Here is a 26,472-nt window from a genome sequence, read left to right as displayed (position 1 = left end):
TGTCCACATGCTCAGCCCTCGCCGCAAAGCACTGGTGAGGTTCATCATAGCAAGGGATGCTTCAAGCGCGAAGCAAGCCGAGCGGTTGCAAGTTCCGCCGGCTTGCGTACGACGACGGTTTCAGTGCTTGAGCACCCCGTCAATCAGCTGGGAAATCAGCTCGCCATACGGCAGACCGGTCGCGGCCCAGGCCTTGGGGTACATGGAAATCGGCGTGAATCCCGGCATCGTGTTGATTTCGTTGACCATCACCGAGCCGTCCTTCGTCACGAAGGTGTCCACGCGGCTCAATCCGGCGCCGTCAACAGCCTTGAACGCCTTGATCGCGGTGCTGCGCACCAGTTCGAGCGTCTCCTGCGGCAGCTTGGCCGGCACCTCGACGTGAGATGCCTGCGCGTCCATGTACTTGCTGTCGAAGTCGTAGAACTGGTCCTCACCATCGTCGCGGCGGTCGAGCACAATCTCACCCGGCCAGCTGGCGCGCGGCCGTCCGCCCGGCTTGGGCGAGAACACTGCGCATTCGATTTCACGCGCGTCGATGCCCTGCTCAATCAGCACCTTCCAGTCGTGGTGGGAAGCTTCGAACACGGCAGCGGCCAGTTCGGCGGCATCGCCCTCATGCTCGACTTTCGTCACACCGAAGCTTGAACCGGCGCGCGACGGCTTGACGAACAGCGGGTATGCGAGCCCCGCCTCCCGTACCTGGCAGATCAGCGCCTCACCTTGTGCTGCGAACCCGTCGGCCGCATCGAAATCGCGGGTGTCGAGGGTGATGCCCGGAGCCGTGGCGATGCCGGCGGCGTTGAGCAGCACCTTTGTGAAATGCTTGTCCATGCAAGCGGCAGAAGCGAACACACCGCAACCCACATACGGCACACCCATCATCTCAAGCAGGCCCTGAACCGTGCCATCCTCGCCGTACGGGCCATGCAGCACCGGGAACACCGCGTCGATATGGCCGAGGGAAGTCAGCGTTCCGTTCTGTTCGCGGGCGAAGAACCCATCCGCCCCACGCGCCGGGTCAAGCACCACTTCGCGCGCTTCGGCACTGGCCTGGACGACCGGAAGTTCACCGCCGTCCAGCGAGAAGGTGCGCGGGTCGGTTCCTCCGACCAGCCACTTGCCGTCCTTGGTGATACCCACCGGAATCGGCTCGAAACGCTCGGTATCAAGCGCATTGAGCATACCGGCGGTCGAAATGCAGGAAATCGAATGTTCGTCGGCCTTGCCGCCGTACAGCACCATAATGCGTTGCTTCGTCATAATCATCCTTTACGTTGTGGGCTGTTCCCCGCCTACGCGCGGGCGCCCGGTTCTCACCTTGACTTCGAATAGACCTCGTGGCGGCGGATCGCTGCGTGTTCGTCTGCCGCAACCATAGCGCGAACCATGGTTCGGCGGTCGCTGGCGGGCGCGAATCGCCGGAAACCTTTACGGTGCCGCTGCCTGTGCGGCGGCACTGTTCGGTGATGTCGCTTTTCGGCGACGTCACTCCTCAGTAATGTCACTCCTCGGTGGCGTTACTCCTCAGTAATGTCGCCGCCGAACAACTCGCCCAGCATGTCGGCGCAGGAGATGCCCTTGCCCAGCACATCGCTCATCGCGCTGGCGAGCGGGGTCGGTACGCCGAGCTGACGGCCAAGCGCAACCACCGCATCAGTGGTCGGCACACCTTCAGCGACGCCGTTGCTTGCCTTCGTGGCTTCCTCGACGCTCAGGCCCTTGCCCAGATTTGCGCCGAAGGTGTAGTTGCGGCTCAGCGGGGATCCGCAGGTGGCGACCAGATCACCCACGCCGGCAAGTCCTGCGAAGGTCTTCGGGTCAGCGCCCGCGGCCTTGCCTAACGCCGTCAATTCCGCCAGACCGCGGGTCTCAATCATCGCGGCCGTGTTCTCCCCATAACCGGCTCCCCGAGCCATGCCGACGGCGAGCGCGACCACGTTCTTGAGTGACCCGCACATTTCCAGGCCGATGACATCAGTGGTGACGAAAGGCTTGAAATACTTGGTTTCGCAGGCTTGTGCGACCGTGCGTGCGTTGTCGATGTCAGCGCAGCCAACCACAGTGGCCGCAGGCTGGCGGTCGGCAACCTGCTTGCTCAGGTTCGGGCCGGAAATCGCGACAAACCGCTCCTCGGGAAGGTTCAGGGATTCGCGAACCACCTGATCCATGCGCTTTCCGGTGGCACGTTCGATGCCTTTCATCAGGGAGACGACAAGCGCAGTGGACGGGATCAGATCCTTGAATTCGGCGAGCGCGACGCGGGCGAACTGGGCCGCGATTGCGACGACAATGATTTCCGCATGCGCCACCGCCTGTGCGCGGTCACCGGTTGCGTCCATGGTCGCCGGCAGCTGTTCGACGCTGGGCAGACGGTACGAGTTGCGGTGATGCTCGTGGATGTCCGTGACGATTTCCGGCTCAATCGCCCACATGGTCACGGTGTTGCCCGCGTCGGCGAGAACTTGGCCGAACGCGGTTCCCCATGCTCCTGCACCCAGGACGGTGATGTTTGTCATGTCAATCTCCTTGCAGACGTGTTGCGGCGTCTGATTGTGGTCGTGGCGGTTGTCGCTGCCGCCGCCGGAGCCCGCCTGCTGCGGGCGGACTCCGTAGTGCTGGGCTTCATGGTACTCCCCCCGCCTATGCACGCGCGAATGCGAAGTGAGAGTACTGGAAGAAAGTCGTGCGCGAACGCCCAAATCACGCGGCTGAAGCCGGTGCGGCGCCCTGCGCGGCCGCGATGAACGGCGTCTCGCCGCCCTCGCGTCGGAAAGAAATCTGCGGACGTGGCTTGCGGCTCATCGTGCGGTAATCCCAGTATCCTTCGGCCGGCGGTTGTTCGCCGCGGATTTCGGCCATGACCTCTTCCATTCGGGCACGCACACGGTCGGCGAGCGCCTGGGCGAGTTCGACAGGAGGCTCGTCACCCCACGAATCCTGCGTGGCAAGCAAATCGGCGTAATCAAGCCGGTCGTCATAGCACATGACGACGTTCTTGCGCGGCCACGGCCAGAACTGGTTGATGCTTGCCGCGCCCCATGTGACTGAGCAGTACAAGGGGATCTGGTAGCCAAGCCGGCGTGAGGCTTCGAGCGCGATGTATCCGACGCCGGATTTCATGCTCATCGGCCATTTCTGCGGGTCGCGGGTGAGGGTGCCTTCCGGCCAGATGGTCAGCGGTCGGCCGGAGGTGAGGATGTTGATGGATTCCGTTTCGATGGCTTTCGCCTTGCCTGAACGCCGCGGGACCGGCTGCATGCCAACGGTCTGGAACCATTTGCCGATGACCGGCCAATGCGCCATTTCCGCCTTGGCCATGAACCGCGGGCGGCGGCCCAGGTGGAACAGGCTCATCATCGGGACGAAGACGTCGTACATGGTCACGTGTGTGGCGGCGGTGATGAACGGGCCGGTTTCGGGAACATGCTCCAGGCCCCACGCGTACACTTTGCTGCGCTGGCTGAGCACCACGGACACACCTTTGAGCAGGCGTGCGGTGGCTTTCGGGTTCTGCGCGTTGATTTCCGCATCGTTCGGGGTACGCGGGCCTGTCGGGTATTCCTTGGTCGGATCGACCAGATGATGGCGCTGCGCAAGTTTCGCGACCTGTTCGTCGCTCAGCGGCTTGACCGCGCTGCGCGGCGATGGTTTGCCTTTCGAAGTCATACCACCATTGTGCCGCAACCGCCGGCCAAGGCAGAGGCAGAGGAGGCTGAGGGCTGCGAGCGCATGAAATCCGCCAATCCGTCGGGATTCGACTGATTGTCAGCGGCGGACCGCAGTATCAATCGAAAACCGGGTGTTGTGCGGATTCCCGGCGTTCAATCGCCAGGAATCTGACTGTGGCGGGCGGTACGGTGGCGGTATGAGCGATATCAGTGATGCCAATGGCATGAACCGCAGGGACGACATGGGCAGCAGGGACTGTGTGAACTGCATGTGCGGCAAGGGCGACAGAGACAGCAAAGACAGCAGAAATCGCAGCAATGTGTCACCGGACGACCGACAGGTGTCTGCCGAACCGCGCATATCCGGTCAGCATGCGCCTACCGGCAGCAAGCTCGTGTTCATCGATATCGATGGCACGCTGGCCGACGAGCACCATCACGTGCCACAATCGGCCGTCGACGCGTGCCGGCAGGCCCAGCGCAATGGGCATCTGCTGTTCATCTGCACTGGCAGGTCGCTCATGAAAATCGAGCAGAGCATCCTCGACCTCGGCTTCGATGGCGTGGTCTCGGTCGCCGGGGCGCGGGCGGACATCAACGGCCGCACACTGTTCGAACATCTAATCAGCCCCGAGGCCATCGATGCGGCGACCGCGTACTTCCGGGAGCACGACATCCGCAACTACCAGTGGCAGGGGCCGGACGGCATGTACGTGTCGCGCGGGTACATGCAGTATCTGCAGGCGAAAGGCTCCGCGTGGAAGGATCCGCAGTTCGCGTCCCGCTGGCATGTCATCGAGGATCTCGACACACACGGGCAGAGCCTCGGTGCTTCCATCAGGGCGAGCAAAGGCTCGTATTTCGCTGATCGTGGCAATCCGACGTCGTTCGAGGACACATGCAAGGCGCTCAGCCGGTGGTTTACCGCCGTGCCGGGCACGTACGGCAAGATTTCAGACAACCACGGCGAACTGCTGATCCCCGGCGTCGACAAGGGTACCGCCGTGGCACAGGTCGCGCGCACACTCGGGTATCGCATCGAGGACACCATCGCGCTCGGCGACGGCGGCAACGATATGGCGATGATTCTGGCGGCCGGCACCAGCGTCGCGATGGGCAACGGGATTGAGGAGATCAAGCAGGCGGCGGACATGGTCACCGACAGCGTGGAGGATGACGGTTTCGCACACGCGTTCAGCCGGCTTGGTTTGATTTGATTGCCCTGTCGCCACCGAAAGGGACGTTCCTGCGGGAGAACTCGGCGAATCATGCGATTTGCGACTAAACTCCCGCACGGTACGTGGGATTTTAGCGCAATCCGGTGCCCCGACAGATAATCTCCCAACAGGAACGTTGGAATTCCGCGGTTCTGAAAAATCGACCCAAAAGCCGATTTCGGGAGAACAGCACCGTATTCGCATATCTGCTGTAAACTCCCGCGAGAATCCGGGAGTTTTACCCATTCTCGGACGGACCGCGCGAGATCTTCCGGAAGCGAATCGCAATACGCGCAAAATGGCCTACCCGGAATATCACCTGCCTTTCAGCGTATTTCCGCGGCAATCCATCCGTGAGAACGGTATGCCGTTCAAATCAGACGGGAAAGTCTGACAAGCGTCGAAGCCACGCAACAGGCGGATGCTCGTATCGACAAACGCTTCACCAGTTCCGATGGGCTAACGAAAAATCTGGCCGATCCTTGAATCATTATTCTGAACCAATCAGTGCAAAAAAGATTTCAATATACTGCCAGAAGATAGCCACTCCGTCATCAGTTCTGGTCGTAGATGAAGGCGAACGTACCGCGGTCATTGACGATGAGCGGACCGGCCAGCGTCGATGGGAGCGGATTGCCGATCACGCCATACATCCAGCTTTTCACGTCGTCACTCAGCGCGCTGGTCGCGTATCCGGTCGGATACACGGTGAATGTGTTGCACGGGGTCAGCCCATAGATGCCGTCAACTGTTTCCACCCGGACACCGTCCTTGATGGTCACGTCGCCGACGGTGCCGTTCTGGTGGAACGCCTTTTGGTCGCATGTCATGCTGAACGAGCCGTCATTGTTCCGCTTGGTGTATGTGAATTTGCCTGTGCCGGATGCGATTGATCTGGATCCATTCGGGTATCCGTCGCCGGTTACCCCAAGGTCGGAATCGTGATAATCTGCGGAAAATGAGCCATCAGCGTTAACCGTCATGATGGTTGACCATGCTCCGGCGCCAACGGAGAATATATACTTCCCCTTCACTTGCCGCCAGAACCCTTGCTCTTGCGCAGCGGCTTCGGATACCTTGCCGTTGGCGTCGCAGTCGGGCAGGCTTTGCCAGTCGGGCTGTCCGGATTCGACGAGATAGTAGGCGTTCGCGTCGGTCGGGGCGGGCTTGAACTTCACGGACGCAGAGAACTCGCCGACTCCGGGGACGAAGGGGTCCTGCACCAGCGTCTGCCCGGACGGCACCGGTGCCTTGTTGTACGGCACGCTTGTGGTGTCGTATTGTGAGGCGTCACGGGCGAGAATGAACGGACGAGACGTGTCCGGCTTCGAGCTTTTCTTCGCCGCCGCAAGCGCGCTGTCATCGAAATACCCGCTCTTCTCTATGGCATCCAGATTCGCACCGGCAGCGAAGAACACGTAGAAGTCATGCATGTCGAAGGTCGCTCCGGACATGTCTTGGTCCTGCACGACCTGTTTGCTGGCGTTGCAGCCTTCGTCGTACGGGGAGAACATGGCGGTGCCGCAGCTTGGTGAGCCGCCGAGCTCGCCGAAATCGAAGGCGCCCCACTGATTGGCAATCAGGCGCTTCGCCATGCCGCCCTCCCCTGCCGGCAGTTGTGAGCCGCCGTACGAGCAGGTGCCGATGTCACCGGCGTTGCCGTCCGCGAAGGGGAAGCACATGGTAAGTATCTCGCTGCTGTGCTCATCACTGCTTGTTCCGGTGTCTTTCGCCGTGACGCGGTATACCGAGCCGTTTTCGTCCTGCGCGAGCGTGATGCAATCTTTTGCAACGTCGGTCACAGTGCTCTTGCAATACGTGCCGGTCACCGCGTCGTTGAGTTCCGAAGCGTAGAAATACGGGGCATTGCTTTGCCCTACAGTCGCCTCCTGCACCTTGTCGGCGCCGACACCGTAGTACAGCGTCACGCTTTCGCCCGAGGACAGCACAGTGCCGGGCGCCGGGCTTGAAGAGACCAATTTGCCGACGTTCTTCTTGGACGAGAAATGAGGCTTGGCGGTGACGTTCACGCCCGCTTTGGCGAGCGTGTCTTTCACACTGGCGATATCCGTGCCGATGGCGTCATAGGGGATGGCCGGGGTCTTGCCGTCGGTTTTCGCCGCAACGCCGACGTAGATGCCGGTGGTTGCGTCGGTGACCTCCTGACCGGCCAGCGGGTAGGTCGCGATCACCGTGCCGCTGGCGAGTTTCGAGGAGGAGCTCACTGCGATCTGCTTGGTGTGGACCGGCACGCCCATAGTCTTGAGTGTGGCGACTGCCGTGCTGGCTTTCGCATGTTCGACATTGCTCGGGACCCCAGGCCCTGCGGATTCACGTACGACCACGCTGGAGCCGGACCGCACGCGTTGCCCTGCCTTGGCATTGCCATACCCGAGGAAGGCGCCTTTCTCAGCTCCGGAAAATTCCCTGTGTTTGGCTGAAGTTATGCCTTTGGCCTTCAACCGCGCGACCACGGAATCCGCAGTGACGGCCGCTTTCGCCTTTCCTGATTGTTTTCCGGCGTTCGCACTGGCGGCAGCGATATCAGGCAAGGTCTTGCCGCCCCAGAGTTCAGCATGGTATGTCAGGCCTGCCGCTACACCCGCCGCGACGACAAACACCGCTGCGACAATCGCCGCAATGATGGCTTTGGACCGGCGTGTGGCAGCCGCAGTGGTATTCGGCGTAGTGGCATCCGGCACAGTGACATTCGGTTCGATGGATGATGGCGACGCTGCTGGACGCACAGAATCCGGAGCCGAAGCCGGAGAGCCACCCGGTGCCGTCACCTGACCGGGCTGGGTTTGTACCGCGATTTGCGCCGCTGCTTGCCCCGTGCCCGATTGACGCAGAGGGTTGCCACATGACGCACAGAACTTGGCATCATCGGTGTTCTTCCATCCGCAGTGCCCACAATACATGGCGAATCCCTTCGTCTCAGCGCCCCGAACCCTATCGAACAACAACGCTCGTCTTCCGGACTGTACTTCTCAACTGAGCGCCATCTTAACATCGCGACACGCGGCTGATGATAGGTATCGACTCGTTGCTGTCATCCGTCATCTGCCCGCCGTGTGACTTCCACGTCGCACCGCGTCCAGATGCCGCGCCGGAACCATCCTCCAACCCAGCTGCCCTGCAACCGCCGAGTCGCACAACACCCAGATACCACTGCCAGATACCGCCCGAAAACACGTGGTGCCGCCCTCCACATCGGAGAACGGCACCATCAGTACCAACAGCCATCGGAATCAGCTAACCCGGCAACATCCCCGCCCGGACCTACCCGACCAGCCGCCGAGCACAGAGCACCGAGCGTCAAGCACCAAGCCTACGTCAGTCGATATCAGCCCCAAGCGCGAGCAACTTGCCACGGAAGTCAGCGTATCCGCGATCAATCAGCGAAATTCCATGGACGTCGGACGGTCCAGAAGCCGCAAGCGCCGCAATCAAATGGCTGAAACCGCCGCGCAAATCTGGCACGTCAATATCGCGCCCAGTCAACGGGGTCGGCCCGAAAATCACCGCGGAATGCTTATAGTTGCGCTGCTGGAAACGGCAGGGCAGCGAGCCAAGGCACTCACGGTACAGCTGAATGGTCGCACCCATCTGCACCAGCGGCTTGGTGAAGCCGAAACGGTTCTCGTACACGGTCTCGTGCACAATCGACAGGCCTTTCGCCTGGGTCAGCGCGACCACGAGCGGCTGCTGCCAGTCGGTCATGAAGCCGGGGTGCACATCGGTCTCGATGGCCACCGGGTGCAAATCGCCGCCCGGATGCCAGAAGCGGATGCCCTCGTCGGTGATGTCAAATTTGCCGCCGACCTTGCGGAACACGTTGAGGAAGGTCATCATGTCGGCCTGCGTGGCCCCCTTGACGAACACGTCGCCGCGGGTGGCGAGCGCCGCCGAAGCCCAGGAAGCGGCTTCGATGCGGTCGGTCAGTGCGGTGTGGGTGAAGCCTTGGAGCTTTTCCACGCCTTCGATGCGGAAGGTGCGGTCCACGTCCACGGAGATGATTGCGCCCATCTTCTGCAAAACCGCGACCAAATCCATGATTTCCGGTTCGATGGCCGCGCCGGACAGTTCCGTCTTGCCTTCGGCGAGCACAGCCGCCAGCAGGGTCTGCTCGGTGGCCCCAACCGATGGGTACGGCAGATGGATTTTCGCGCCATGCAGGCCGTTCGGAGCGGTGATATGGATGCCGTCCTTGTGTTCCTTGTCGACGTCGGCGCCGAGTTTGCGCAGAGTGTCGAGATGGAAGTTGATTGGACGCCCGCCGATATTGCAGCCGCCGAGCGCCGGGATGAACGCCTCGCCCAAGCGATGCACGAGTGGGCCGGAGAACAGGATCGGAATGCGCGAGGAGCCAGACAAGGTGTCCACATCGGCGACATCCGCGAGTTTGACGTGGGTGGCGTCGATGGTGACGATACCGTTCTTGCCGTCCACATTCACGTCCACGCCGTGCAGGCGCAGCAAATCGGACACCACATGGACATCGCGGATTTCCGGCACATTCTTCAAGACGGACTTACCGGGCGCGAGCAGGGCGGCGACCATGGCCTTACTTACGAAATTCTTGGCTCCGCGAACCTTGATCGTGCCATGGAGCGGCTTGCCGCCCTCAACATGGAGCACATCGTCTTTCTCTTCGACCACGTCGACCTCTTTCGATTCCCTTGCCCGGACGCGTCTGTCGCCCCAATGGGCGGCCGACGCTGACACACTACTGGTTGGTATCACCATGGTGCCACACCGCATGTGCATAAGCGGTGAACATGCTACCAGCCGAATCGTACGTGAAAAGCGGTTTTCCGCCAATCGCCACAGAACAACGACAACACCGTCCATGACACGCTTGCGAGATGCCGGTTGTCAGCCTTCCTGCGGACATAGAATGTCTCGTTGAAGCACGCTATCGGGCGGTGCTTCGGAGGGATTTGGAATGATCAAGCATGTGGAGGAGCATCACATGAGCAATTCCGGCGGCGCGGGAGAGCGCCAATATTCGAATATCACGCGTGGCGTCTTTTCCAGGGGACGTTCGCTGACCAAGCTGATCGCCGCAATCCTCGCAGGCACAATGCTGGTGCCGTTGTCCGCGTGCGGCGGGTCCGACAGCGATACATCGGCGTTGTCAAGCGATTCCGCGTCGGAGAGCGCGACTCCGTCCGAATCCGCCTCTCCGAGCGAAACGTCCGAATCCAGCGCAAGTCCGTCAGACGACGCATCCGCGCAATCCGACGCAAATTCAGGATTGTACAACGCGTCCGGCGCCGCCGTCGACATGCTGGCAACCCTGCCGGTTAAAGGGCGCGCACCCAAGACCGGATACGCGCGCACCCAATTCGGTGCCGCCTGGTCGGACGTCGATCACAACGGCTGCGACACGCGCAACGACATCCTCAAACGCGATATGACGAACGTGACCTTCAAATCTGGCACGCATGATTGCGTGGTCAAGACCGGCACGCTCAACGACCCGTACACCGGGAAAACCATCAATTTCGTGCGCGGACAGCACACGTCGACCGCCGTGCAGATCGACCATGTCGTCGCGTTGTCCGACGCGTGGCAAAAAGGCGCGCAGCAGCTCAACGCTGACCAGCGGCTGCAACTGGCGAATGACCCATACAATCTGCTCGCGGTGGACGGGCCGGCAAACCAGCAGAAATCCGATTCCGACGCGGCGTCCTGGCTGCCGTCGAACAAGTCGTTCCGCTGCCAGTATGTCGCACGGCAGATCGGCGTGAAACACAAGTACGCACTGTGGGTGACGCAGGCTGAGAAAGACGCGATGACCAACGTATTGTCCGGCTGCCCGGGGCAGACCGTGCCCGATGGCGGCGGTGTGGCCGCCTCTGCGCAAGCAGACAGCCAGCCGGTGCAGGCGCCCGCACCGGCGCAGACACAAGCCGCACCCGCACCGGCACCAGCACCGGCACAGACACAGGCTGCACCGGCTCCAGCTCCAGCGCAGCAATCCGGCGGGGATGTCTACTACCAGAACTGCTCGGCCGTCCGCGCGGCGGGCAAGGCTCCGCTGTATCAAGGGCAACCGGGGTATTCCAGGAAACTCGACCGCGATGGCGACGGCGTAGCCTGCGAGTGATTGTTGGTCGGAATCGACTGCGCGGTCGGTTTCGGGATACCACCCGAATCGGTCGTTCTGAATCAGCCGCGCAAATCGTCTCACCAGCGCCGCACATCGCCACGACCAATCGCACCAATCCATATACTGGGAGCAAATACGGGTGCCAAAAGGCAAATGACGGGAGTTTGCAAGCATGACCAACCAGCAATTCGAGCCGTTCTATGACGTCAACCTCACCTATGACGACAATTACCGGCGCGGGCCGTTCGGCCAGTTCGCGCAGGCGCTGGCGGGTGAGGCTTCGGCACTGAAAGGCGAGGCTGCAGCGTCCAACAGCGGCACGATGGCTTCCGCAGCGACTTCCGAATCGGCTCCGGCAACCGATGAAACCGCTGCGACACACGCAACCCCCACAGAACCCGCAACCGTGCTCGGTTTCCCGGTGAATCTGCCGTTCGGCATTCCCGCCGGCCCGCTGCTCAACTCACGGTTCACGACCGCCGCCTTCCGTATGGGATTCGATTTGGCTGTGTACAAGACCGTACGGTCGCGCGCATGGGGCTGCAATCCTTTCCCGAACGTACTGGCCGTGCACCCCAAGGCGGCAGACGGATCGCTCACCCCCGGCAGCCCCGAACTCGATGAAGGCGTGCTCGCGGACACCCAGTATGATTTGCCGATTTCCATTTCCAATTCCTTCGGCGTGCCGTCGCGCGATCCTGATGTATGGCAGCCGGATATGCGTGACGCCATCGCCGCCGCCGGCCCCGGACAGCTGTTGGTGCCGAGTTTCCAAGGCTCACGCGTCGCCGGCATGAGCACCGACGAGTACATCGCCGACCACGTGGCCACTGCACGGCTCGTATGCGAAACCGGCGCACAGCTCATGGAAATGAACACGAGCTGCCCGAACGAAGGCCATAACCGGCTGCTGTGCCACGACCCGCATCTGGTCGGCCGCATCACCGAAGCAGTCAAGAACGAGATCGGCGACCGGCCGCTCATCGTCAAACTCGCCTATTTCCCCTCGGATATCGAGCTCGAGACCATGGTGCGCGAAACCGTCGGACATGGCACGGCACAAGGTTTCTCCACTATCAACACGATTTCCGCGAAACTCGTGGACGCTTCCGGCAATCAGGCGCTTCCCGGCGAGGGGCGCGACCGCAGCGGTGTGTGCGGAAACGCGATCCGTGGGGCTGGACTGGACATGGTCCGCCGCCTGTCGGCGATTCGTGAGCGCCTCGGGCTTGATTTCGCAATCATCGGCGTCGGCGGGGTCATCGAGCCGGAACATTACCTCGCGTACCGAGAGGCGGGTGCAGATGCGGTGATGAGCGCGACCGGCGCCATGTGGGATGCGACGCTCGCCCGGCGCATCAAAGCTGCCATCGGCGCGTGAACCAAACCGCGTAGATCAATCCCATCAGAGCGGGCAAGCAGGTCAGCACGGGCATACTGTTTGTGGCTCCCCCGGCTTTATGTTTCTGCCGACGCTGACGAGGCCCTCAGCGTCGGCAGAAACAGAAAGCTGACGTGTGCTTAGGGTTCTGCGCGGACAATCCGCGGATAATCCGCCGCCAACCCACGCAGGCAATCCCGCGGCTTACCTCACGAAACCGCGGATATCAATATCCGGGACGGCGCTGATCCCAGAAGGTCTGCACGTCGCGCTTGTCCGCGATGGTGAATTCGATAATCTGCTCGAGCACCTCCCACGCGTCACTGCGCTTATACGGAATCTGGAAGGTTTTCTTGCCGCGCTTGAGATGCTGCTGCTCTATTAGCGGCATGGCATGCTCGAATGCGCGTTGTTCGGAGCCGACGGTCACATGGTTGGTCAGCGCGGTGAACCCGATGATGAATGTGCCATGGTCCATGAACATGGGTTGGTTCCATTTGACTTCGCAGACCAGCTGCGGCCATGTGGCTTGCACCCAGTCGAGCAGTTCCTTGAATTTGGCGCGATGCCGCTCATCGGCAATTGAGCCAAGATATTCCTCGACGTTCGCGTATTTCGCCATGTGTTGTTCCAATCCGGTCGGGACGCGCTCCGGTTGTTTCGTCCGGATGCGGCTGCGCTGTCCCCGTAAGCGTACCGTATCCGGCGAGGCGAATCGCCAGCCGGCGGCATCGTCTTCCCCGCTCCCCCAAGGTTCGCCGCCCGTTCGACGGCGAGCGCGCGTTGCAGCCCTATCTGCCGGTTCCCGCACGGCGCCGACCGCAGAACACGGCAGATTACAGACTACACGGCACAACATGCAGCAACCGGAAGACCAAATCGTTGTCCCTGCAACCCGCCGAAAACAGGAGCCCCAAGATACACACCCATCCGCGACCCGCCGCAAGTGACCGACCGCATCCTCCCCAAGATACCCACCCAACACCGGACCGCCGTCAGCAACAGGCCCTCGTCACCCGCAGATACGAACGCATCTGTCAGGTCCTGCAACCCACCAAATACACCATTGCCGAGATGCGCCCCGCAACCGCGGCTTCCCGCCGCACACGTATCAGCCAACAACGCAAAAGGCCGCGGAACCCACACGAATTCCGCGGCCAACAGCGTATGCCCCGACTACTCCCGGCTACCAATCGGCCCGGCCCACGGCTTGGTCTCCTCGGGCTCACGCGCGGACTGGATCGGCACGTCCGGCCAATGCTTGGCCGGCAGCGTCTTCGGCTTGAACGGGAACTTCTCGGCGCGCATCTTCTCGTAGGCGGCGATATCATCCTCATGCTGGAGCGTCAGATCGATGTCGTCATAGCCGTTCATCAGACGCCAGCGCACGTAGTCGCCCACCTCAAACGGCAGGGTCACGTCGCCGCAAGTCACGGTACGCGCACCCAAATCGACGGTCATATCACGGCCGGGTTCCTCTTCAAGCAACTTCCACAGCAGCTCGATGCTTTCCTGCGGCATGATTGCGGCCAGCACACCGTTCTTCGCGGTGTTGCCGTAGAAGATGTCGGCGAAGCGGGAGGAGATGACCACGCGGAAACCGTAGTCGCGCAGCGCCCACACCGCGTGTTCGCGCGACGAGCCGATGCCGAAATCCGGTCCGGCGACCAAAATCTTGCCCTGCCTGTATTCAGGGCGGTTGAGCACGAAATCAGGGTCGCGACGCCATGCGTAGAACAGCGCATCCTCGAACCCGGTTTTCTTGACCCGCTTGAGGAACACGGCGGGGATGATCTGGTCGGTATCCACATTCGAGCGGCGGAGCGGAACGCCGGTTCCGGTCACCACGGTCAGCTTTTCCATAACGATTCCTTTCATCGGCCGCGGGCGTGTTGTCAGCGGCCGGATTGCGCGTTTATGCGTCTTAAATTGTTCAGCCTGTTTGGCGTGGGGATTGCGGTTTACAGGTCCTCGGGGCTGGAAATCGTGCCACGGATCGCCGTTGCGGCGGCAACGGCGGGCGACGCCAGATGCGTACGCGATCCCTTGCCTTGGCGTCCCTCGAAGTTGCGGTTCGAGGTGGAAATCGAACGCTCGCCCGGCACCAGCTTGTCCGGGTTCATGCCCAGGCACATCGAGCAGCCGGCGTTGCGCCATTCCGCGCCGAAATCCTTGAAGATCTTGTCAAGCCCCTCACGCTCGGCCTCAAGCCGCACACGGGAGGATGCAGGCACCACGAGCACGCGGTGGATGGAATCGGCCTTGTGATGGCCCTTCATGATCTTCGCCGCGGTACGCAGGTCGTCGATGCGGCCGTTGGTGCACGATCCGATGAACACCGTGTCCACCGGGATGCTTTTCATCGGCTGGCCGGGCTTCAAGCCCATGTAGTCGATGGCGGACTGGGCGGCTGCGCGCTGCTCAGCGTCGGCGATATTGGCCGGATCGGGGACATTGCCGGTGATCGGCACGCCCTGGCCGGGGTTGGTGCCCCAAGTGACGAACGGCGTCAGATCGGCGGCGTTGAGCGTCACTTCCTTGTCGAATACGGCGTCGTCATCGGTCTTGAGCGTCTTCCAGTAGGCAACCGCCTTGTCCCACATCTCGCCTTCAGGCGCGTGCGGACGGCCCTTCAGGTACTCGAAGGTCGTCTCATCAGGAGCAATCATGCCGGCACGGGCGCCCGCCTCAATGGACATGTTGCAAATGGTCATGCGCTCGTCCATGCTCAGCTTGCGAATCGCTTCGCCACGGTATTCGATGACGTGGCCTTGGCCGCCGCCGGTGCCGATCTTCGCGATGATGGCGAGGATGATGTCCTTGGCACTCACGCCCTTGGGCAGTTCGCCCTCAATGTTCACGGCCATGGTCTTGAACGGCTTGAGCGACAGCGTCTGCGTGGCCATCACGTGTTCGACCTCGGAGGTGCCGATGCCGAACGCGAGGGCGCCAAACGCGCCGTGCGTGGAAGTGTGGGAATCGCCACACACGATGGTCATGCCCGGCTGAGTGAGGCCCAGAATCGGGGCGAAAGCGTGCACGATGCCCTGGTCGGCGTCACCGAGCGGGTGCAGACGGACGCCGAATTCCTTGCAGTTCTTCTCCAGCGTGCTCAGCTGAAGCGCGGAAGTCTTGTCGGGGTTCGGACGGTCGATGTCGACGGTCGGCGTGTTGTGGTCTTCCGTCGCAATCAGCAAATCCGTGTGACGCGGCTTGCGGCCCGCGAGACGAAGCCCCTCGAACGCCTGCGGGCTGGTGACCTCATGCATCAGCATCAAGTCGATGTAGATCAGATCCGGCGCGCCGTTTTCGCCTTGCCGTACGAGATGGTCAGCCCATACCTTTTCGGCCAATGTGGTTCCCATGCTGTCTCCTTTGGCGGAATTTCAACGTTTTCGCCCTAAAATTACTTCAGCCATGCGTTTCCACATGGCCCTCTGTACTCCACTATGTCGGTTTTCGATGGGTGTCTGCTTTTGCGTTTCGATATGTGAGATGGCATAATCCGGAATATGACTTCTTCCACATTGCGCGTCCCCGTGGGACCGGAACGCTTTGACACCAAGGATTTCATGGGTCCCAACCTCGATCAAAATCAGTCGCCGCAAGCCGATAGCGATATCCATTCCGGCGTCGGAGTACTTGACAAAACGGTCAAAATATTGGATGCGCTCGAATCAGGGCCTGCTACCCTCGGCCAGCTGGTCAACGAAACGGGCCTTGCCCGACCAACCGCACATCGTCTGGCCATTGCTTTGGAACGCCATCGTTTCGTAATCCGCGACCAGCATGGACGCTTCGTTCTCGGATCACGATTCGCTGAACTCGCCGCCGCCGCCGGCGAAGACCGCCTGCTCACCGCGTCCGGCCCAATTCTGCAGACTCTGCTTGACCGCACCGGCGAATCCGCACAAATCTACCGTCGCCAGGGAGACCAGCGCGTGTGCATCGCCGCCGTGGAGCGTGCCAGTGGTCTGCGCGATTCCATCCCCGTCGGGGCGCTGCTGAGCATGGAAGCCGGGTCCGCCGCGCAGATCCTGCTCGCGTGGGAAGATTCAGAACGCCTGCATCAGGGCTTGCGCCACGCGAAATTCACCGCCGCCAAGCTTGCCGCCGTGCGCAAGCGCGGATGGGCTGAATCCGTCAATGAACGCGAAGACGGCGTATGCTCCATCTCCGCGCCGATTCGCAACCCCTCCGGCCAGGTCATCGCCGCGATTTCCATCTCCGGGCCGACTGGCCGCATGGGTACGACCCCTGGCCGCCGGTACGCCCCGCTCGTGATGGCCGCCGGCAAATACCTCACCGAAGCCCTGCTGCGTGCCAGCGGCGAGCGCTGAGGGAGAGGACTGAGAGCGAGCGCTGAGAGACTGCCGTCTGGTCAGACGGTCTCCAACAATCGCAACCGTCCGCCGATATCTCGGCATCACCGATAACCTTCTACCGACGCTGAGACGCTCGTCAGCGTCGGTAGAAGGTTTTTCTTTGACAGACTGTCGCCGCCGGATAGCCGGCGAGGTGGTCGAACGATACCGCGATTCTTCGCAAACTGGTTACGCCCACAAGGCCGTTGGCGTAACCAGTTTGGAAAAGCTGGAGGTAACGAAGCGATATGGCAGCCGAGACATGCTCAGATATCTCGTCAGCGGGTTCTTGTCCATCATTGCGCGTCTGCCGCCCTGTCATGCGGCAAAAGAGAAGCCACGACGTTTCCGCCGGGGCCAAGGAGAGAGAAGAGAAGAAGAAGGGTTCAGTTATAATTATGGGGCTTCGGACGAAACCTCACCGGTTCGCTTCGCTCCGAGGGGGTTCCGTTTGCCGGTAGCTCTTATATAACCAGCCGATGCCTGGGGCAACGATGCAGCACACTGGGTATGCGCTACCAATTGCATGGCAGATCATTCAGCTTCATGCCCGGGTTCGTCCAGCCTGACGGCAATCGCCCCTGGGGCAACGGTAGGGGGCATTCTGACCAAATGCATCCAGATGGCACAGGGTTCCGTGACCCGCCACGGCAAAACTGGGCCTCGCCGAACAGGCCACTCGGCATGCAATCCGGGCCGGCGTGCACTAGTGTGGATGACATGAGCGACAAGCAACGTCCCGACAGCCGTCCCAATCATGGAACACGCAACGCCACACACCGTCCGACATCGGTGTCCGCACGTCTGGGACGCCTGCAGTTCCATGAATCCGGCAAATTCCGGGTGTTACAGCTTTCCGACATCCAAGACGGCCCGAAGGTATCGGGAGATACGATACGCCTGATCGCTGCTGCCACAGATGCCGCACGCCCGGATGTCGTCATCTTCACCGGCAATCAGATCGCCGGGTATGACAGCGCTTACGCCGATACGTTCCGCAAGCGCAGCTGGCGCACCCCGCTGGAACGCATCAGGCAGAACGAGGCGAACCGCGAGCAGCTCGACCATACGCGCGACATGGTACGACAGAGCATCAGGCAGTTTCTCCAGCCGCTGATCGACCGTGGCATCCCGTGGGTGGTCACGTACGGTAACCACGACAGCCAGTGCGGGCTGAGTCGCGAGGAAATGGACGCCATCTACCGCGAGTTTCCCGGGTGTCTCAACGCCGAATCAACCGCATCGCGGCCTGATTTACCTCGCACCCGCTCCAGTTCCGGACTCCCCGACCAGCGCATCTACCCGTGTGAGGCTGGGACACTCGCGCTGCCGGTGATAGATGTGGATCGCAAGCGCACCGTGCTGGGGCTGGCCGTGGTGGATTCCGGGGACTATGCCCGTTCCGGCGGGTATGGTTCGCCATCGGACGCGGCGTTGAAATTCCTTGGCCTCATGCCCGATGTCCTGCACACTCGCATGATGGTGTTCCAGCATTTCCCCATCCCGCAGTATTACCGGCTGCTCAAATCGGTGCCACCGAACGCGGCGCACGCCGTGGAAGGGTATCGCGTGTTCTCTGGACATAGCTATGTTCTGGACGAAGACAAGACCTTGCCTGGCAGTTATCTGGGCGAAGGCGTGAGCTGCCCTGATGCTGACAGCGGGGAATACGCGATTCTTGCGAACGGCGACCGATATTTCGCGATTTGTGCAGGGCATGATCACCGCAATGGTTTCGCTGGTGAAGTCGATGGCATGCTGATGGTCGCTTCCCCGACTTGCGGATTCGGGTCGTATGGGCCTGCGCCTGCACGCGTGGCGGCAAGGCTGTTCGAATTCGATATCCGGCACCCGTATCATCCGCGCACGCAATTACTGGAATTCGGCGATCTGGTCGGCAAGCCCAACTCGCATAAGACGTATACGTTCGCCATTGCAAGCGAGGCGGACCAGATCGGCGAGTCGATGGACCTGCTGCGCAAACCCGGATTGCTCGGTCGTCTGCGTCGTGCCCTACGCAAGAAATAAACCCTGCCTGTCAAACTGCCTACGCTAATACCCTCGTCAGCGTCACCAGTTTGTGGTCTGGTACAAACTGTCTACGCTAACGGAGGGCTCAGCATAGACAGTTTGGGAACGGGGACGCCAGCCGCATACGTGTTGACGACACCGTGTTGCATACATCTGCTTCTACCGACGCTCACATCCCCCAGCGTCGGCAGAAGGTTATGCCCCGCTTCCATCGACACTCACGATGCAGTCAGCGTCGGTAGAAGGTTGTGACGATTGTGCTCGCGGTTTGCTTGCTGCGGACACGCATGTTGACGATTGATCTGGGTGGATACGAAAAAAGCCACTGCGTTTGCAGTGGCTTTCCGTTGGCTGGGGTACCTGGACTCGAACCAAGAATGGATGAACCAGAATCACCTGTGTTGCCAATTACACCATACCCCAATTGGCAGGCGCCGCAGCTCTTGGAACTGCTTCGTCGGTCGTACCCCCGACCGGATTTGAACCGGTGTTGGCGCCGTGAGAGGGCGTAGTCCTAGACCGCTAGACGACGGGGGCGTTTAGTTATCTGTTTACGTCTCTCGACGCAACAGTTGAATAATATACAGCGGATGACACCGCCACGCAAATCGCTGGCAGCATCGGCGTGTCGCAATAAGGAGAGCGGTCTGGAACATCATGCTCCAGACCGCCCAATCACTACTGCCGCAAGGGCTTAGCGGCCAGCCTCGGATCGCCGCCGCCATGCCAAGCCCCGCGTACAGGTGTCACAGATGCTCGCGCAACCCCTTGAGACGAGCCACCGTCACCGGCTTGCCGATGATTTCCATCGACTCGAACAGCGGTGGGGACACACGGCGGCCGGATGCGGCGACACGCACCGGGCCGAACGCCAGACGCGGCTTGTAACCGGCATCCTCGATCAGCGCCTTGTTCAGGGTCTCATGCAGCGATTCAGCCTTCCAATCGGCCTCGTCCACGGCCTCGAGCGTGGCAATCGCCTTGTCAAGCACGTCGCCGGCGGAATCCTTGAGCGTCTTGCGCGCATCCGCGGCAGGCTCAATGTAGGGCTCCTCGCTCAGCAGGCTGCCGACCATGCCGGACACCTCGCCAAGCAGGCGCACACGCGGCTGCACCAGTGGCGCGGCGGCGGTGAGGATTTCCCGTTCACGGTCGGTCAGGGCGTCCCAGCTGTCGGCGGACACCACGCCGTCGCGGTGCAGGTACGGCACAGAACGGTTGAGGAAGTCCTGCGGCTCGAGCATGCGGATATGCTCCGCGTTAATCGAAATCGCCTTATCCAGGTCGAAGTGGGCGGGGTTCGCCTTGACGTCTCGCACATCGAACTTCTCGATCATCTCGTCCATCGAGAACACGTCACGGTCGGGCGCGATTGACCAGCCGAGCAGGGCGAGGTAGTTGAGCAGACCCTCAGGAATGAAGCCGTTCTCGCGGTGCAGGAACAGGTTGGATTCCGGGTCGCGCTTCGACAGCTTCTTCTTGCCCTCGCCCATGACGTACGGCATGTGGCCGAACAGCGGGACTTCCTTGGCGATACCGAGCTTGATGAGATAGCGGTACAGCACGATCTGGCGCGGGGTGGAGCTCAGCAGATCTTCACCGCGCAGCACGACGTTGATGCGCATCATCGCATCGTCCACCGGGTTGGTGAGTGTGTACAGCGGGTCGCCGTTCGGGCGGACGATCACGTAATCCGGCACGGACCCGGCCTTGAACTCGATACGCCCGCGGATCAGATCGTCGAAAGCGATGTCCTCGTCGGGCATGCGAATGCGCAGCGCCGGCTTGCGGCCTTCAGCACGGAAGGCGGCTTTCTGCTCTTCGGTCAGGTTTCGGTCATAGCCGTCGTAGCCGAATGCCTTCGGGCGTCCGGCGGCGACATTACGGGCCTCGATCTCCTCAGGAGTCGAATAGGACTCGTAGGCGTACCCGGCCTCAAGCAGCTTGGCGGCAACGTCCTTGTAAATCTGGGTACGCTCGGACTGGCGGTACGGGCCGTCCGGGCCACCGACTTCGATGCCCTCGTCCCAGTCGATATGCAGCCACTTGAGCGCATCGAGAATCTGGTTATAGCTTTCCTCACTATCGCGCTGTGCGTCGGTGTCCTCGATACGGAACACGAAGGTGCCGTGCGTATGGCGTGCCTCCGCCCAGTTGAACAGGGCGGTACGGACCATGCCCACATGCGGTGTGCCGGTCGGCGACGGGCAGAAGCGCACACGCACGTCCTTTGGCAGCTCAGGCTTGGTATCCTTGCTTTCTTTGTTGTCAGCTTCGGTCATACGCTCTATTGTGCCGCGCGTGAGGGACGTACGACGAACGAACATGTGAACGGACTTTTTATGAAAAAGTCACGAATTCGTCATGAAGTTACATCGAATTCAGGTTTTCTCCTTTATACTTGTGCTATGGCTTGAGAGAAGGAACACCTATGAGCAATCCAAGCAATAATCCCAATGGCGGCAACCCAATGATGGGAGGCCCGGCATGGTCGCCGGCCGCGTTCAATCAGATGCATGGACCTGTCTACCAAGGCTCGGAACTAGAGCTGCCCTGCTACGGCTGCTCGTTCCCAAAGGCGATTGCACGCATGTACCGCAAGTATTTCGTGTTTTCCGGCCGCGCGTCGCGAAGCGAATTCTGGTGGGCGTACCTGTACATATCCATCTTGTGCGCCGTGTTCTACTATCCGGTGGATACCGCGACGAAGCATCACCAAAATATGCTGGCGTTGGTGCTTGATTTGCTGATGTTCGCGTTGGTTTTCCCTATCATCACGTTGACGTTCAGGCGTTTGCATGACACGAACCGCTCCGGCTGGTGGATTTTTGCACCATCTGTTCCGGCGATTGGATGCGGCCTGATTGGGGGACTGATGTTGGGCATAGGAATCAGCCAGCCCAACAGCTCGGAGTTCGCAGTGACCGGTAGCGTCGTGGTGTTCGCGTTTGGCTATATCCTTGCCATGGCAACATGGCTATGGCTTCTCGCAGGTTCCTCGAAGCCGGAAGGCGCGCGTTTCGACAAGAGCAGCATGGTCTGGGTTCCTGGCAGCAGCCAGGTGACGCCGACGAATCTCGGTATGCAAGCCGGGATGACGTACCAGCCGATGGCCCCGATTCCCGCTCCGACAGCTTCTACGACCCCAATGGTTCCAACAGCTCCGACCGCTCAGGCAAGTGGCGGGAATACGATGCCCGCGGCCGCACCGAATATGCAAGGCACGGCGAATCCCGTCGCCGGCGTAGGGGTCATTACGGGTGGCCAGCAGTTCGGCGTACAGACATCCGCCAGCACACCGCAGTCTAGCGATACCCCACAGTTCGGCAACATCCCGCAGATACAGATGCCTGATTTCGGGGCGCCGGCGCAACAATTGCAGGCCATGCAAACGGCACAAGCCGAATGGACCGTCACGCCAATGCCAACGCCGAGCACCAGGTCAGACGGCACATTCCGAGCTCCGGCCGCACCGGCGCAACCGCCTGACACCCAACCAGCCGCTGTTTCCGACCAACCGGCAGCCAATCAGTCAGCATCAGATCAGTCGGCAACCGCACAGACCACGACGGACGAAGCGAACACCACCAGCACCGCCCTTGCCACGATGCCAGGAGTCACGTTCATGCCATCCTCCCTCGGCGTGCCTGATATGCCCGCGGTCAAGCCGCAGACCGTGCACGGTATCCAGATGCCAACCGGAACGTACACACCCGACGCCGATTTCAGCTTCATGCCTGACCCGCAAACCCCAGTCATGCCGACCGACCCGGCTCAGGCCCTCCAATCAGTGTCTTTCCCCACCGATGAGGTCCACATCCCCGCACAGCCGCAGTTCCCGTTCACCGGTCAGCCGACCACGGCACCGACGGCCCCGGGCAACCCCGGCACGCCAGCGATTCCAACGAATTTCGCGGATTTCGGTGCCAGCACCACCGCCCAATCCCCGGCAGCGCCGACAACCCCGTGGGACATTCCCGGTCAAGACAACAAACACAACCAAGACAGCGAAAACAGCCACAACAGCCAGGCGTGACATGCCCTGTCCGCCGCGTGAAGCGAGTGCGCACACAATGCCAAACGGCATCACACAGCACCAAACGGCACGCGCATTCGCTTCACGCGTCGGCGAAGTCGGCCATGCTATTTGGAGAATTTCGCTGACAGTTCGGCTTTATTCCGGCGCTCATCAGCCTCTTTCGCCTGACGTTTCGCCTCTTTCGGATCCCACAGCACATCGCCGCGATGCTGCGCCCATTCCGCGCCGGCGGCCTGGGCGATAACCGAAACGAACGCGTCGGAGACACCGTCGCCGTTGGCCTCACGCGCATCCATCAGCTGTGACAGCAGTTGCTGCGAATAGAACAACCGCGGCAAGGATACGCTGTCACACCACTCGTTCAACGCGAGCAGCACAGCGCACGCCCCTGCCGTACCCGCCTGCGCGGCATCCGATTGACGGAGCATGGCCGCTGCCGCAAGCGTATATACCGCCAAGTCACCGGCGACACGCAGCACTTCGGATGCGGTGCCGCTTTCGGCGGCGCCACTTGTATTTCCAGCATCATCCGCCCCATCGCGAGCTACAACATTATCAGCGGCAAACTGTGAAGCCCGCCGGACAATATCCGCGATATCGCCCGCAATCTCGGCATTCCAAGACGCCCCCAACGCCTGCGCGACACCCGCGAACACCGTAGAATCCGCCTTTCCGCGGTATGCAGCAGCCGCATCACAGGCGTCATTCGCCGCCAACAGCGCGTCGACGATATCCTGCGGACGGCCAGGAATCGTGTCCGCGCCCTCATAGACGTATTCCGCATCGGCACGGGTCACGTCGAGCCCCGTCAGCACGTGCGCAATCACCAGACTTTCCCGTACCTGCAGATTTTCCGCATATTTCGCGTCGTTGCCCATCATCATCGCATCGGTCAACGGCCATAGGGACGTCAACGCGGCGCCACGCCCCGCCGCATCGCGGATATCCGGCAGACTGGCGAGCCGCCGCACTGCATCTTGCACTTGTCCGTCCATCATGGTCATGCTCATGCTCCTTTGCCCACATTCCAACGCGTATATTCGCACTTATTCAACACTACCGCGCTTCTGCAGACTTTCGCGGCGTGTCAGCACGTTGTCGTCATCGCCGAAGGTGCACGACCGTTCTGCCGCCTCTTGCCTTCGTGCCGTGCCTTTGCGCTCAGCGCACGTCCTTCGCGGGATCGGCATAGCTGATGGACAGCATCTTCCCCGTTTCGCTGTCATAGGTGATGGATGTGACCGAGGCAAGCGCGGTATGACGCAGGAACATATTATGCTCGGGATGCCCGGTTTCCAGAAGATGGCGATACGACCAGATCGGCGATTCGTGACTGACCGCGATGATCTGTTTGCCGGCGTATTCGCGGACTTTCTCCTGGGCGAAATCCCCTACCCGCGCGGCGATATGCTGATAGCTTTCACCCCAGCTGGGCTTCCACAGATTGCATACGAGACGCCAGTTCCCGTTGCGCCACAGCGCCCCCTCGCCGTATCCGATGCGCTTGCCACGGAATTCGTTGCCTGCTTCGATGATGCGGCTGTCGGTTTGCAGTTCGAGTGGCTCTTCCCCGCGTTCAGCGCGGACCTTGTTGAGCGCGTCGAGAATAATGCCCGCAGTTTCGCGAGTCCGGTCAAGTGGCGAGGAATATACGGCCACGACGTCGGACAGTTGAGGATCCGCGGCCGCGTAATCGGCGGTCGCCTCTGCCATGCGGCGGCCGAGATCAGACAGATGGAAGCCGGGAAGCCGCTCATACAACAGGTGATCGGGATTCTCGACCTTGCCGTGACGGATGAAATGGATGGTGGTTGACGGCATGTGGTCCTCCTGCGTATGCGGTGTGATGCGATAACGAGACGCCGAAATCCGGCGTCTGCTTTTCCAATGTACCGCGTGTCATGCACGGCACCGGGCTAAAGTTGCCATGGCTGTCCGAACAGTGACAAGCGGAGCGCCATAACACCTTACATCGCAATAGATGTAGCGCTTCAGTAAACAACAGGCGAACAGACATCGACAAACCGTCGTCCACGGCCGCCAACAACTTGCCAGACAGGCACGCAGGCACAAGACGCCCGGCCGGCAGACACCCAATGCCCCGCCTCAATGCCCCGCCACACGACGGACAGACCGGAAGACAATGCTTCGACAATCACATAGAAGACACGACAACAGAAGGCCGCACGATATGACCACATTCACCGCCGGGGTCAAAGACCTCGCCCGACGCCTGTTCGGAGGATACGCCGAGCTGCTGCGCATGCCGCACACCGCACGATTCGCCATCGGCTCGGTGATTGCGTGCATGCCGTTCCCCATGGTCGGCATGACCATCACGATTTCCGTGCAACACTATTATGGCAATTATTCGCTCGCGGGCGCGCTCACGGCGATCCAAGCCATCGCGACCGCGCTAGTCGGGCCGTTGCTGGGCAAGCTCGTGGACATCTATGGCCAGCGGCAGGTGTCGATTCCGACCATCATCGTGTGGATCATCGCCTCGACATCACTAGTCACCGCAATCACGCATCATGCACCGCAATGGGTGTTGTATGCAATTGTGCCGTTCATGGCCGCAATCCCGCCGTGGGGCGCGATGAGCCGCGGGCGGTGGGCTCGACTGTTGCGCGGCGACCACGCACGCACCGACCGGGCGTTGTCGCTTTCCGGCGTGCTCGACGAATGCATGTGGGTGATTGGCAATCCGCTTGCCTCCACGCTTGCGGTGATTTCCGGACTGCTCGCGTTCTCATTCACCGGCATGTGCGTGATCGTCGGCGCGCTGATGTTCCTGACCGAGCGGACCACGGAACCGCCGTCGCAGACGCAACTCGCCCGCGAGGCGGGACTCACCCGCGCCCAGTATCGCGAGCGCGAAGCGCAGAAAGCCGCAGCGCTGCAAACAGCACGTTCGGCGCACACCGCCGACGCGGATGCCACCACCGCGACACATCAACCGGCGGAAGCACATGCGGCCACGAACGCCGACAGACACCAGCCAGTAGGCAAACCCACGCACTCGCATGGGTCAATCTGGGGGCCGGGCCTGATTGCCGTATGCGCGACCTGGTTCGGGCTCGGCGCATTCCAATCGGCCGCGAGCATCTCGATCATCGCATTCGCGACGGAACAGGATATGAAGCAGTACACGGGATTCGTTTTCGCTTGCTTCTCGCTGAGCTCCCTGACCGGCGCGCTCGTCTACGGCGCGAAAGACTGGATGATACCGCTGTGGAAACGGTTCTATGTGTGCCTTGCCGTGGTGAATCTCGGCATCGGCTCGTTCCTGTTCGCGAAACACCTATGGGTCATCATGGTGATTTACCTGGTGATCGGCGTGTGTCAGGCACCGACGTGGATCAACGGCAACCAGCTCATGCTGCATCTCGTGCCGCCCTCAAGATTCACGGAAGGCATGGCATGGATGGGCGCGATGAATTCCATCGGCTCGTCCGTCGGATCGGCGATTGCCGGCGTGTTCATCGACAAGGCAGGCTCGCACGGCGGATTCGTCGTCGTCACCGCGTTGGCGATCGGTTCGCTGCTCATCGCGCTGACCGGTATACGGCAAATCAAGTCGAGTACGGAAACGCCCACCCTAACCGAAGTCGAAGTGTGAGCGAGGCGGGCTCGGGGCGTGATCACCTC

Annotated in this window: 18 protein-coding genes, 2 tRNA genes and 1 pseudogene; 7 read left to right on the top strand and 14 right to left on the bottom strand. The window is 61.2% G+C overall.

The window, feature by feature from the left end; translation table 11 throughout:
- Positions 1-120 precede the first annotated feature (120 nt).
- The 3 genes from CQR48_RS01565 to CQR48_RS01555 form a co-directional block, all read right to left on the bottom strand.
- A complete protein-coding gene (locus CQR48_RS01565) occupies positions 121-1,263 on the bottom strand; it encodes a D-alanine--D-alanine ligase family protein (RefSeq protein WP_101451756.1) in 1,143 nt (380 codons plus the stop codon).
- Between the two features lie 257 nt (positions 1,264-1,520).
- Positions 1,521-2,519 carry an NAD(P)H-dependent glycerol-3-phosphate dehydrogenase gene (locus tag CQR48_RS01560; protein ID WP_101451755.1) on the bottom strand — a complete coding sequence of 333 codons (999 nt, stop codon included), beginning with the start codon at positions 2,517-2,519 and terminating at the stop codon, positions 1,521-1,523.
- Positions 2,520-2,703: 184 nt separating this feature from the next.
- Positions 2,704-3,669 (bottom strand): lysophospholipid acyltransferase family protein, encoded by a 966-nt coding sequence (locus tag CQR48_RS01555; RefSeq protein WP_101451754.1) that lies wholly within the window; start codon positions 3,667-3,669, stop codon positions 2,704-2,706.
- A 199-nt stretch (positions 3,670-3,868) separates the two neighbouring features.
- Between CQR48_RS01555 and CQR48_RS01550 the strand changes: the two genes are divergently transcribed.
- Positions 3,869-4,888, top strand: coding sequence for an HAD family hydrolase (locus CQR48_RS01550; protein WP_101451753.1), 1,020 nt, complete (start codon positions 3,869-3,871; stop codon positions 4,886-4,888).
- A 554-nt stretch (positions 4,889-5,442) separates the two neighbouring features.
- On the opposite strand, the gene CQR48_RS01545 is transcribed toward CQR48_RS01550, so the two are convergent.
- The 3 genes and pseudogenes from CQR48_RS01545 to murA all read right to left on the bottom strand — a co-directional run bounded on the left by CQR48_RS01545 (position 5,443) and on the right by murA (position 9,550).
- A complete protein-coding gene (locus tag CQR48_RS01545; RefSeq protein WP_244898878.1) occupies positions 5,443-7,677 on the bottom strand; it encodes a PASTA domain-containing protein in 2,235 nt (744 codons plus the stop codon).
- A 66-nt stretch (positions 7,678-7,743) separates the two neighbouring features.
- Positions 7,744-7,809 (bottom strand): annotated as a pseudogene (locus tag CQR48_RS09430) (zinc-ribbon domain-containing protein); the annotation flags it as partial.
- 415 nt (positions 7,810-8,224) lie between these two features.
- On the bottom strand, positions 8,225-9,550 hold the full coding sequence (gene murA, locus CQR48_RS01540; protein ID WP_015449799.1) for a UDP-N-acetylglucosamine 1-carboxyvinyltransferase: 1,326 nt from the start codon (positions 9,548-9,550) through the stop codon (positions 8,225-8,227).
- Positions 9,551-9,863: 313 nt separating this feature from the next.
- Here murA and CQR48_RS01535 point away from each other — a divergent pair, with 313 nt between their 5' ends.
- Together CQR48_RS01535 and CQR48_RS01530 are read left to right on the top strand one after the other, a co-directional pair.
- The gene (locus CQR48_RS01535) at positions 9,864-11,003 is read left to right on the top strand and encodes a GmrSD restriction endonuclease domain-containing protein (protein ID WP_420867350.1); all 1,140 of its coding nucleotides are present in this window, start codon (positions 9,864-9,866) and stop codon (positions 11,001-11,003) included.
- 175 nt (positions 11,004-11,178) lie between these two features.
- A complete protein-coding gene (locus CQR48_RS01530; RefSeq protein WP_101451751.1) occupies positions 11,179-12,387 on the top strand; it encodes a beta/alpha barrel domain-containing protein in 1,209 nt (402 codons plus the stop codon).
- Positions 12,388-12,613: 226 nt separating this feature from the next.
- On the opposite strand, the gene CQR48_RS09080 is transcribed toward CQR48_RS01530, so the two are convergent.
- The 3 genes from CQR48_RS09080 to leuC form a co-directional block, all read right to left on the bottom strand.
- Positions 12,614-13,009 carry an iron chaperone gene (locus CQR48_RS09080; protein WP_180334487.1) on the bottom strand — a complete coding sequence of 132 codons (396 nt, stop codon included), beginning with the start codon at positions 13,007-13,009 and terminating at the stop codon, positions 12,614-12,616.
- 554 nt (positions 13,010-13,563) lie between these two features.
- Complete coding sequence (gene leuD / locus CQR48_RS01520; protein ID WP_101451749.1) at positions 13,564-14,250, bottom strand: 3-isopropylmalate dehydratase small subunit; 687 nt, start codon at positions 14,248-14,250, stop codon at positions 13,564-13,566.
- Positions 14,251-14,348: 98 nt separating this feature from the next.
- Complete coding sequence (gene leuC / locus CQR48_RS01515) at positions 14,349-15,752, bottom strand: 3-isopropylmalate dehydratase large subunit (RefSeq protein WP_015449793.1); 1,404 nt, start codon at positions 15,750-15,752, stop codon at positions 14,349-14,351.
- Positions 15,753-15,959: 207 nt separating this feature from the next.
- Between leuC and CQR48_RS01510 the strand changes: the two genes are divergently transcribed.
- Positions 15,960-16,727 (top strand): IclR family transcriptional regulator, encoded by a 768-nt coding sequence (locus tag CQR48_RS01510; RefSeq protein WP_015449792.1) that lies wholly within the window; start codon positions 15,960-15,962, stop codon positions 16,725-16,727.
- A 744-nt stretch (positions 16,728-17,471) separates the two neighbouring features.
- Positions 17,472-18,779, top strand: a complete 1,308-nt coding sequence (locus tag CQR48_RS01505) for a metallophosphoesterase (RefSeq protein ID WP_101451748.1) — start codon at positions 17,472-17,474, stop codon at positions 18,777-18,779.
- A 351-nt stretch (positions 18,780-19,130) separates the two neighbouring features.
- Here CQR48_RS01505 and CQR48_RS01500 read toward each other — a convergent pair.
- The 3 genes from CQR48_RS01500 to gltX form a co-directional block, all read right to left on the bottom strand.
- Positions 19,131-19,205: transfer RNA gene (locus tag CQR48_RS01500), tRNA-Gln, on the bottom strand.
- A gap of 41 nt (positions 19,206-19,246) precedes the next feature.
- Positions 19,247-19,319 (bottom strand) — tRNA-Glu (locus CQR48_RS01495).
- Between the two features lie 209 nt (positions 19,320-19,528).
- A complete protein-coding gene (gene gltX / locus CQR48_RS01490) occupies positions 19,529-21,064 on the bottom strand; it encodes a glutamate--tRNA ligase (RefSeq protein WP_101451747.1) in 1,536 nt (511 codons plus the stop codon).
- Between the two features lie 149 nt (positions 21,065-21,213).
- Between gltX and CQR48_RS01485 the strand changes: the two genes are divergently transcribed.
- Positions 21,214-22,818, top strand: a complete 1,605-nt coding sequence (locus tag CQR48_RS01485) for a DUF805 domain-containing protein (protein ID WP_101451746.1) — start codon at positions 21,214-21,216, stop codon at positions 22,816-22,818.
- A gap of 107 nt (positions 22,819-22,925) precedes the next feature.
- Here CQR48_RS01485 and CQR48_RS01480 read toward each other — a convergent pair whose 3' ends face one another.
- Positions 22,926-23,831, bottom strand: coding sequence for a hypothetical protein (locus tag CQR48_RS01480; RefSeq protein WP_143252448.1), 906 nt, complete (start codon positions 23,829-23,831; stop codon positions 22,926-22,928).
- Positions 23,832-23,982: 151 nt separating this feature from the next.
- Positions 23,983-24,642 carry a histidine phosphatase family protein gene (locus tag CQR48_RS01475; protein ID WP_101451744.1) on the bottom strand — a complete coding sequence of 220 codons (660 nt, stop codon included), beginning with the start codon at positions 24,640-24,642 and terminating at the stop codon, positions 23,983-23,985.
- 370 nt (positions 24,643-25,012) lie between these two features.
- On the opposite strand from CQR48_RS01475, the gene CQR48_RS01470 reads away from it, so the two are divergent.
- Complete coding sequence (locus CQR48_RS01470) at positions 25,013-26,443, top strand: MFS transporter (protein WP_101451743.1); 1,431 nt, start codon at positions 25,013-25,015, stop codon at positions 26,441-26,443.
- The last annotated feature ends 29 nt before the right edge of the window (positions 26,444-26,472 follow it).

Origin of the sequence: Bifidobacterium thermophilum (assembly GCF_002846655.1) — a bacterium.
Classification (GTDB): domain Bacteria; phylum Actinomycetota; class Actinomycetes; order Actinomycetales; family Bifidobacteriaceae; genus Bifidobacterium; species Bifidobacterium thermophilum.
This window is presented reverse-complemented; position numbering and strand designations above follow the sequence as displayed.

Bases quoted from the DNA above. Each gene is read 5' to 3' on its own strand.
- CQR48_RS01505 (WP_101451748.1), top strand. From the start codon at position 17,472: ATGAGCGACAAGCAACGTCCCGACAGCCGTCCCAATCATGGAACACGC.
- CQR48_RS01550 (WP_101451753.1), top strand. From the start codon at position 3,869: ATGAGCGATATCAGTGATGCCAATGGCATGAACCGCAGGGACGACATG.
- CQR48_RS01475 (WP_101451744.1), bottom strand. From the start codon at position 24,642: ATGCCGTCAACCACCATCCATTTCATCCGTCACGGCAAGGTCGAGAAT.
- CQR48_RS01555 (WP_101451754.1), bottom strand. From the start codon at position 3,669: ATGACTTCGAAAGGCAAACCATCGCCGCGCAGCGCGGTCAAGCCGCTG.
- leuC (WP_015449793.1), bottom strand. From the start codon at position 15,752: ATGGGAACCACATTGGCCGAAAAGGTATGGGCTGACCATCTCGTACGG.
- CQR48_RS01485 (WP_101451746.1), top strand. From the start codon at position 21,214: ATGAGCAATCCAAGCAATAATCCCAATGGCGGCAACCCAATGATGGGA.
- CQR48_RS01470 (WP_101451743.1), top strand. From the start codon at position 25,013: ATGACCACATTCACCGCCGGGGTCAAAGACCTCGCCCGACGCCTGTTC.
- CQR48_RS01510 (WP_015449792.1), top strand. From the start codon at position 15,960: ATGGGTCCCAACCTCGATCAAAATCAGTCGCCGCAAGCCGATAGCGAT.
- leuD (WP_101451749.1), bottom strand. From the start codon at position 14,250: ATGGAAAAGCTGACCGTGGTGACCGGAACCGGCGTTCCGCTCCGCCGC.
- CQR48_RS09080 (WP_180334487.1), bottom strand. From the start codon at position 13,009: ATGGCGAAATACGCGAACGTCGAGGAATATCTTGGCTCAATTGCCGAT.
- CQR48_RS01480 (WP_143252448.1), bottom strand. From the start codon at position 23,831: ATGAGCATGACCATGATGGACGGACAAGTGCAAGATGCAGTGCGGCGG.
- CQR48_RS01535 (WP_420867350.1), top strand. From the start codon at position 9,864: ATGAGCAATTCCGGCGGCGCGGGAGAGCGCCAATATTCGAATATCACG.
- CQR48_RS01560 (WP_101451755.1), bottom strand. From the start codon at position 2,519: ATGACAAACATCACCGTCCTGGGTGCAGGAGCATGGGGAACCGCGTTC.
- CQR48_RS01565 (WP_101451756.1), bottom strand. From the start codon at position 1,263: ATGACGAAGCAACGCATTATGGTGCTGTACGGCGGCAAGGCCGACGAA.
- CQR48_RS01530 (WP_101451751.1), top strand. From the start codon at position 11,179: ATGACCAACCAGCAATTCGAGCCGTTCTATGACGTCAACCTCACCTAT.
- gltX (WP_101451747.1), bottom strand. From the start codon at position 21,064: ATGACCGAAGCTGACAACAAAGAAAGCAAGGATACCAAGCCTGAGCTG.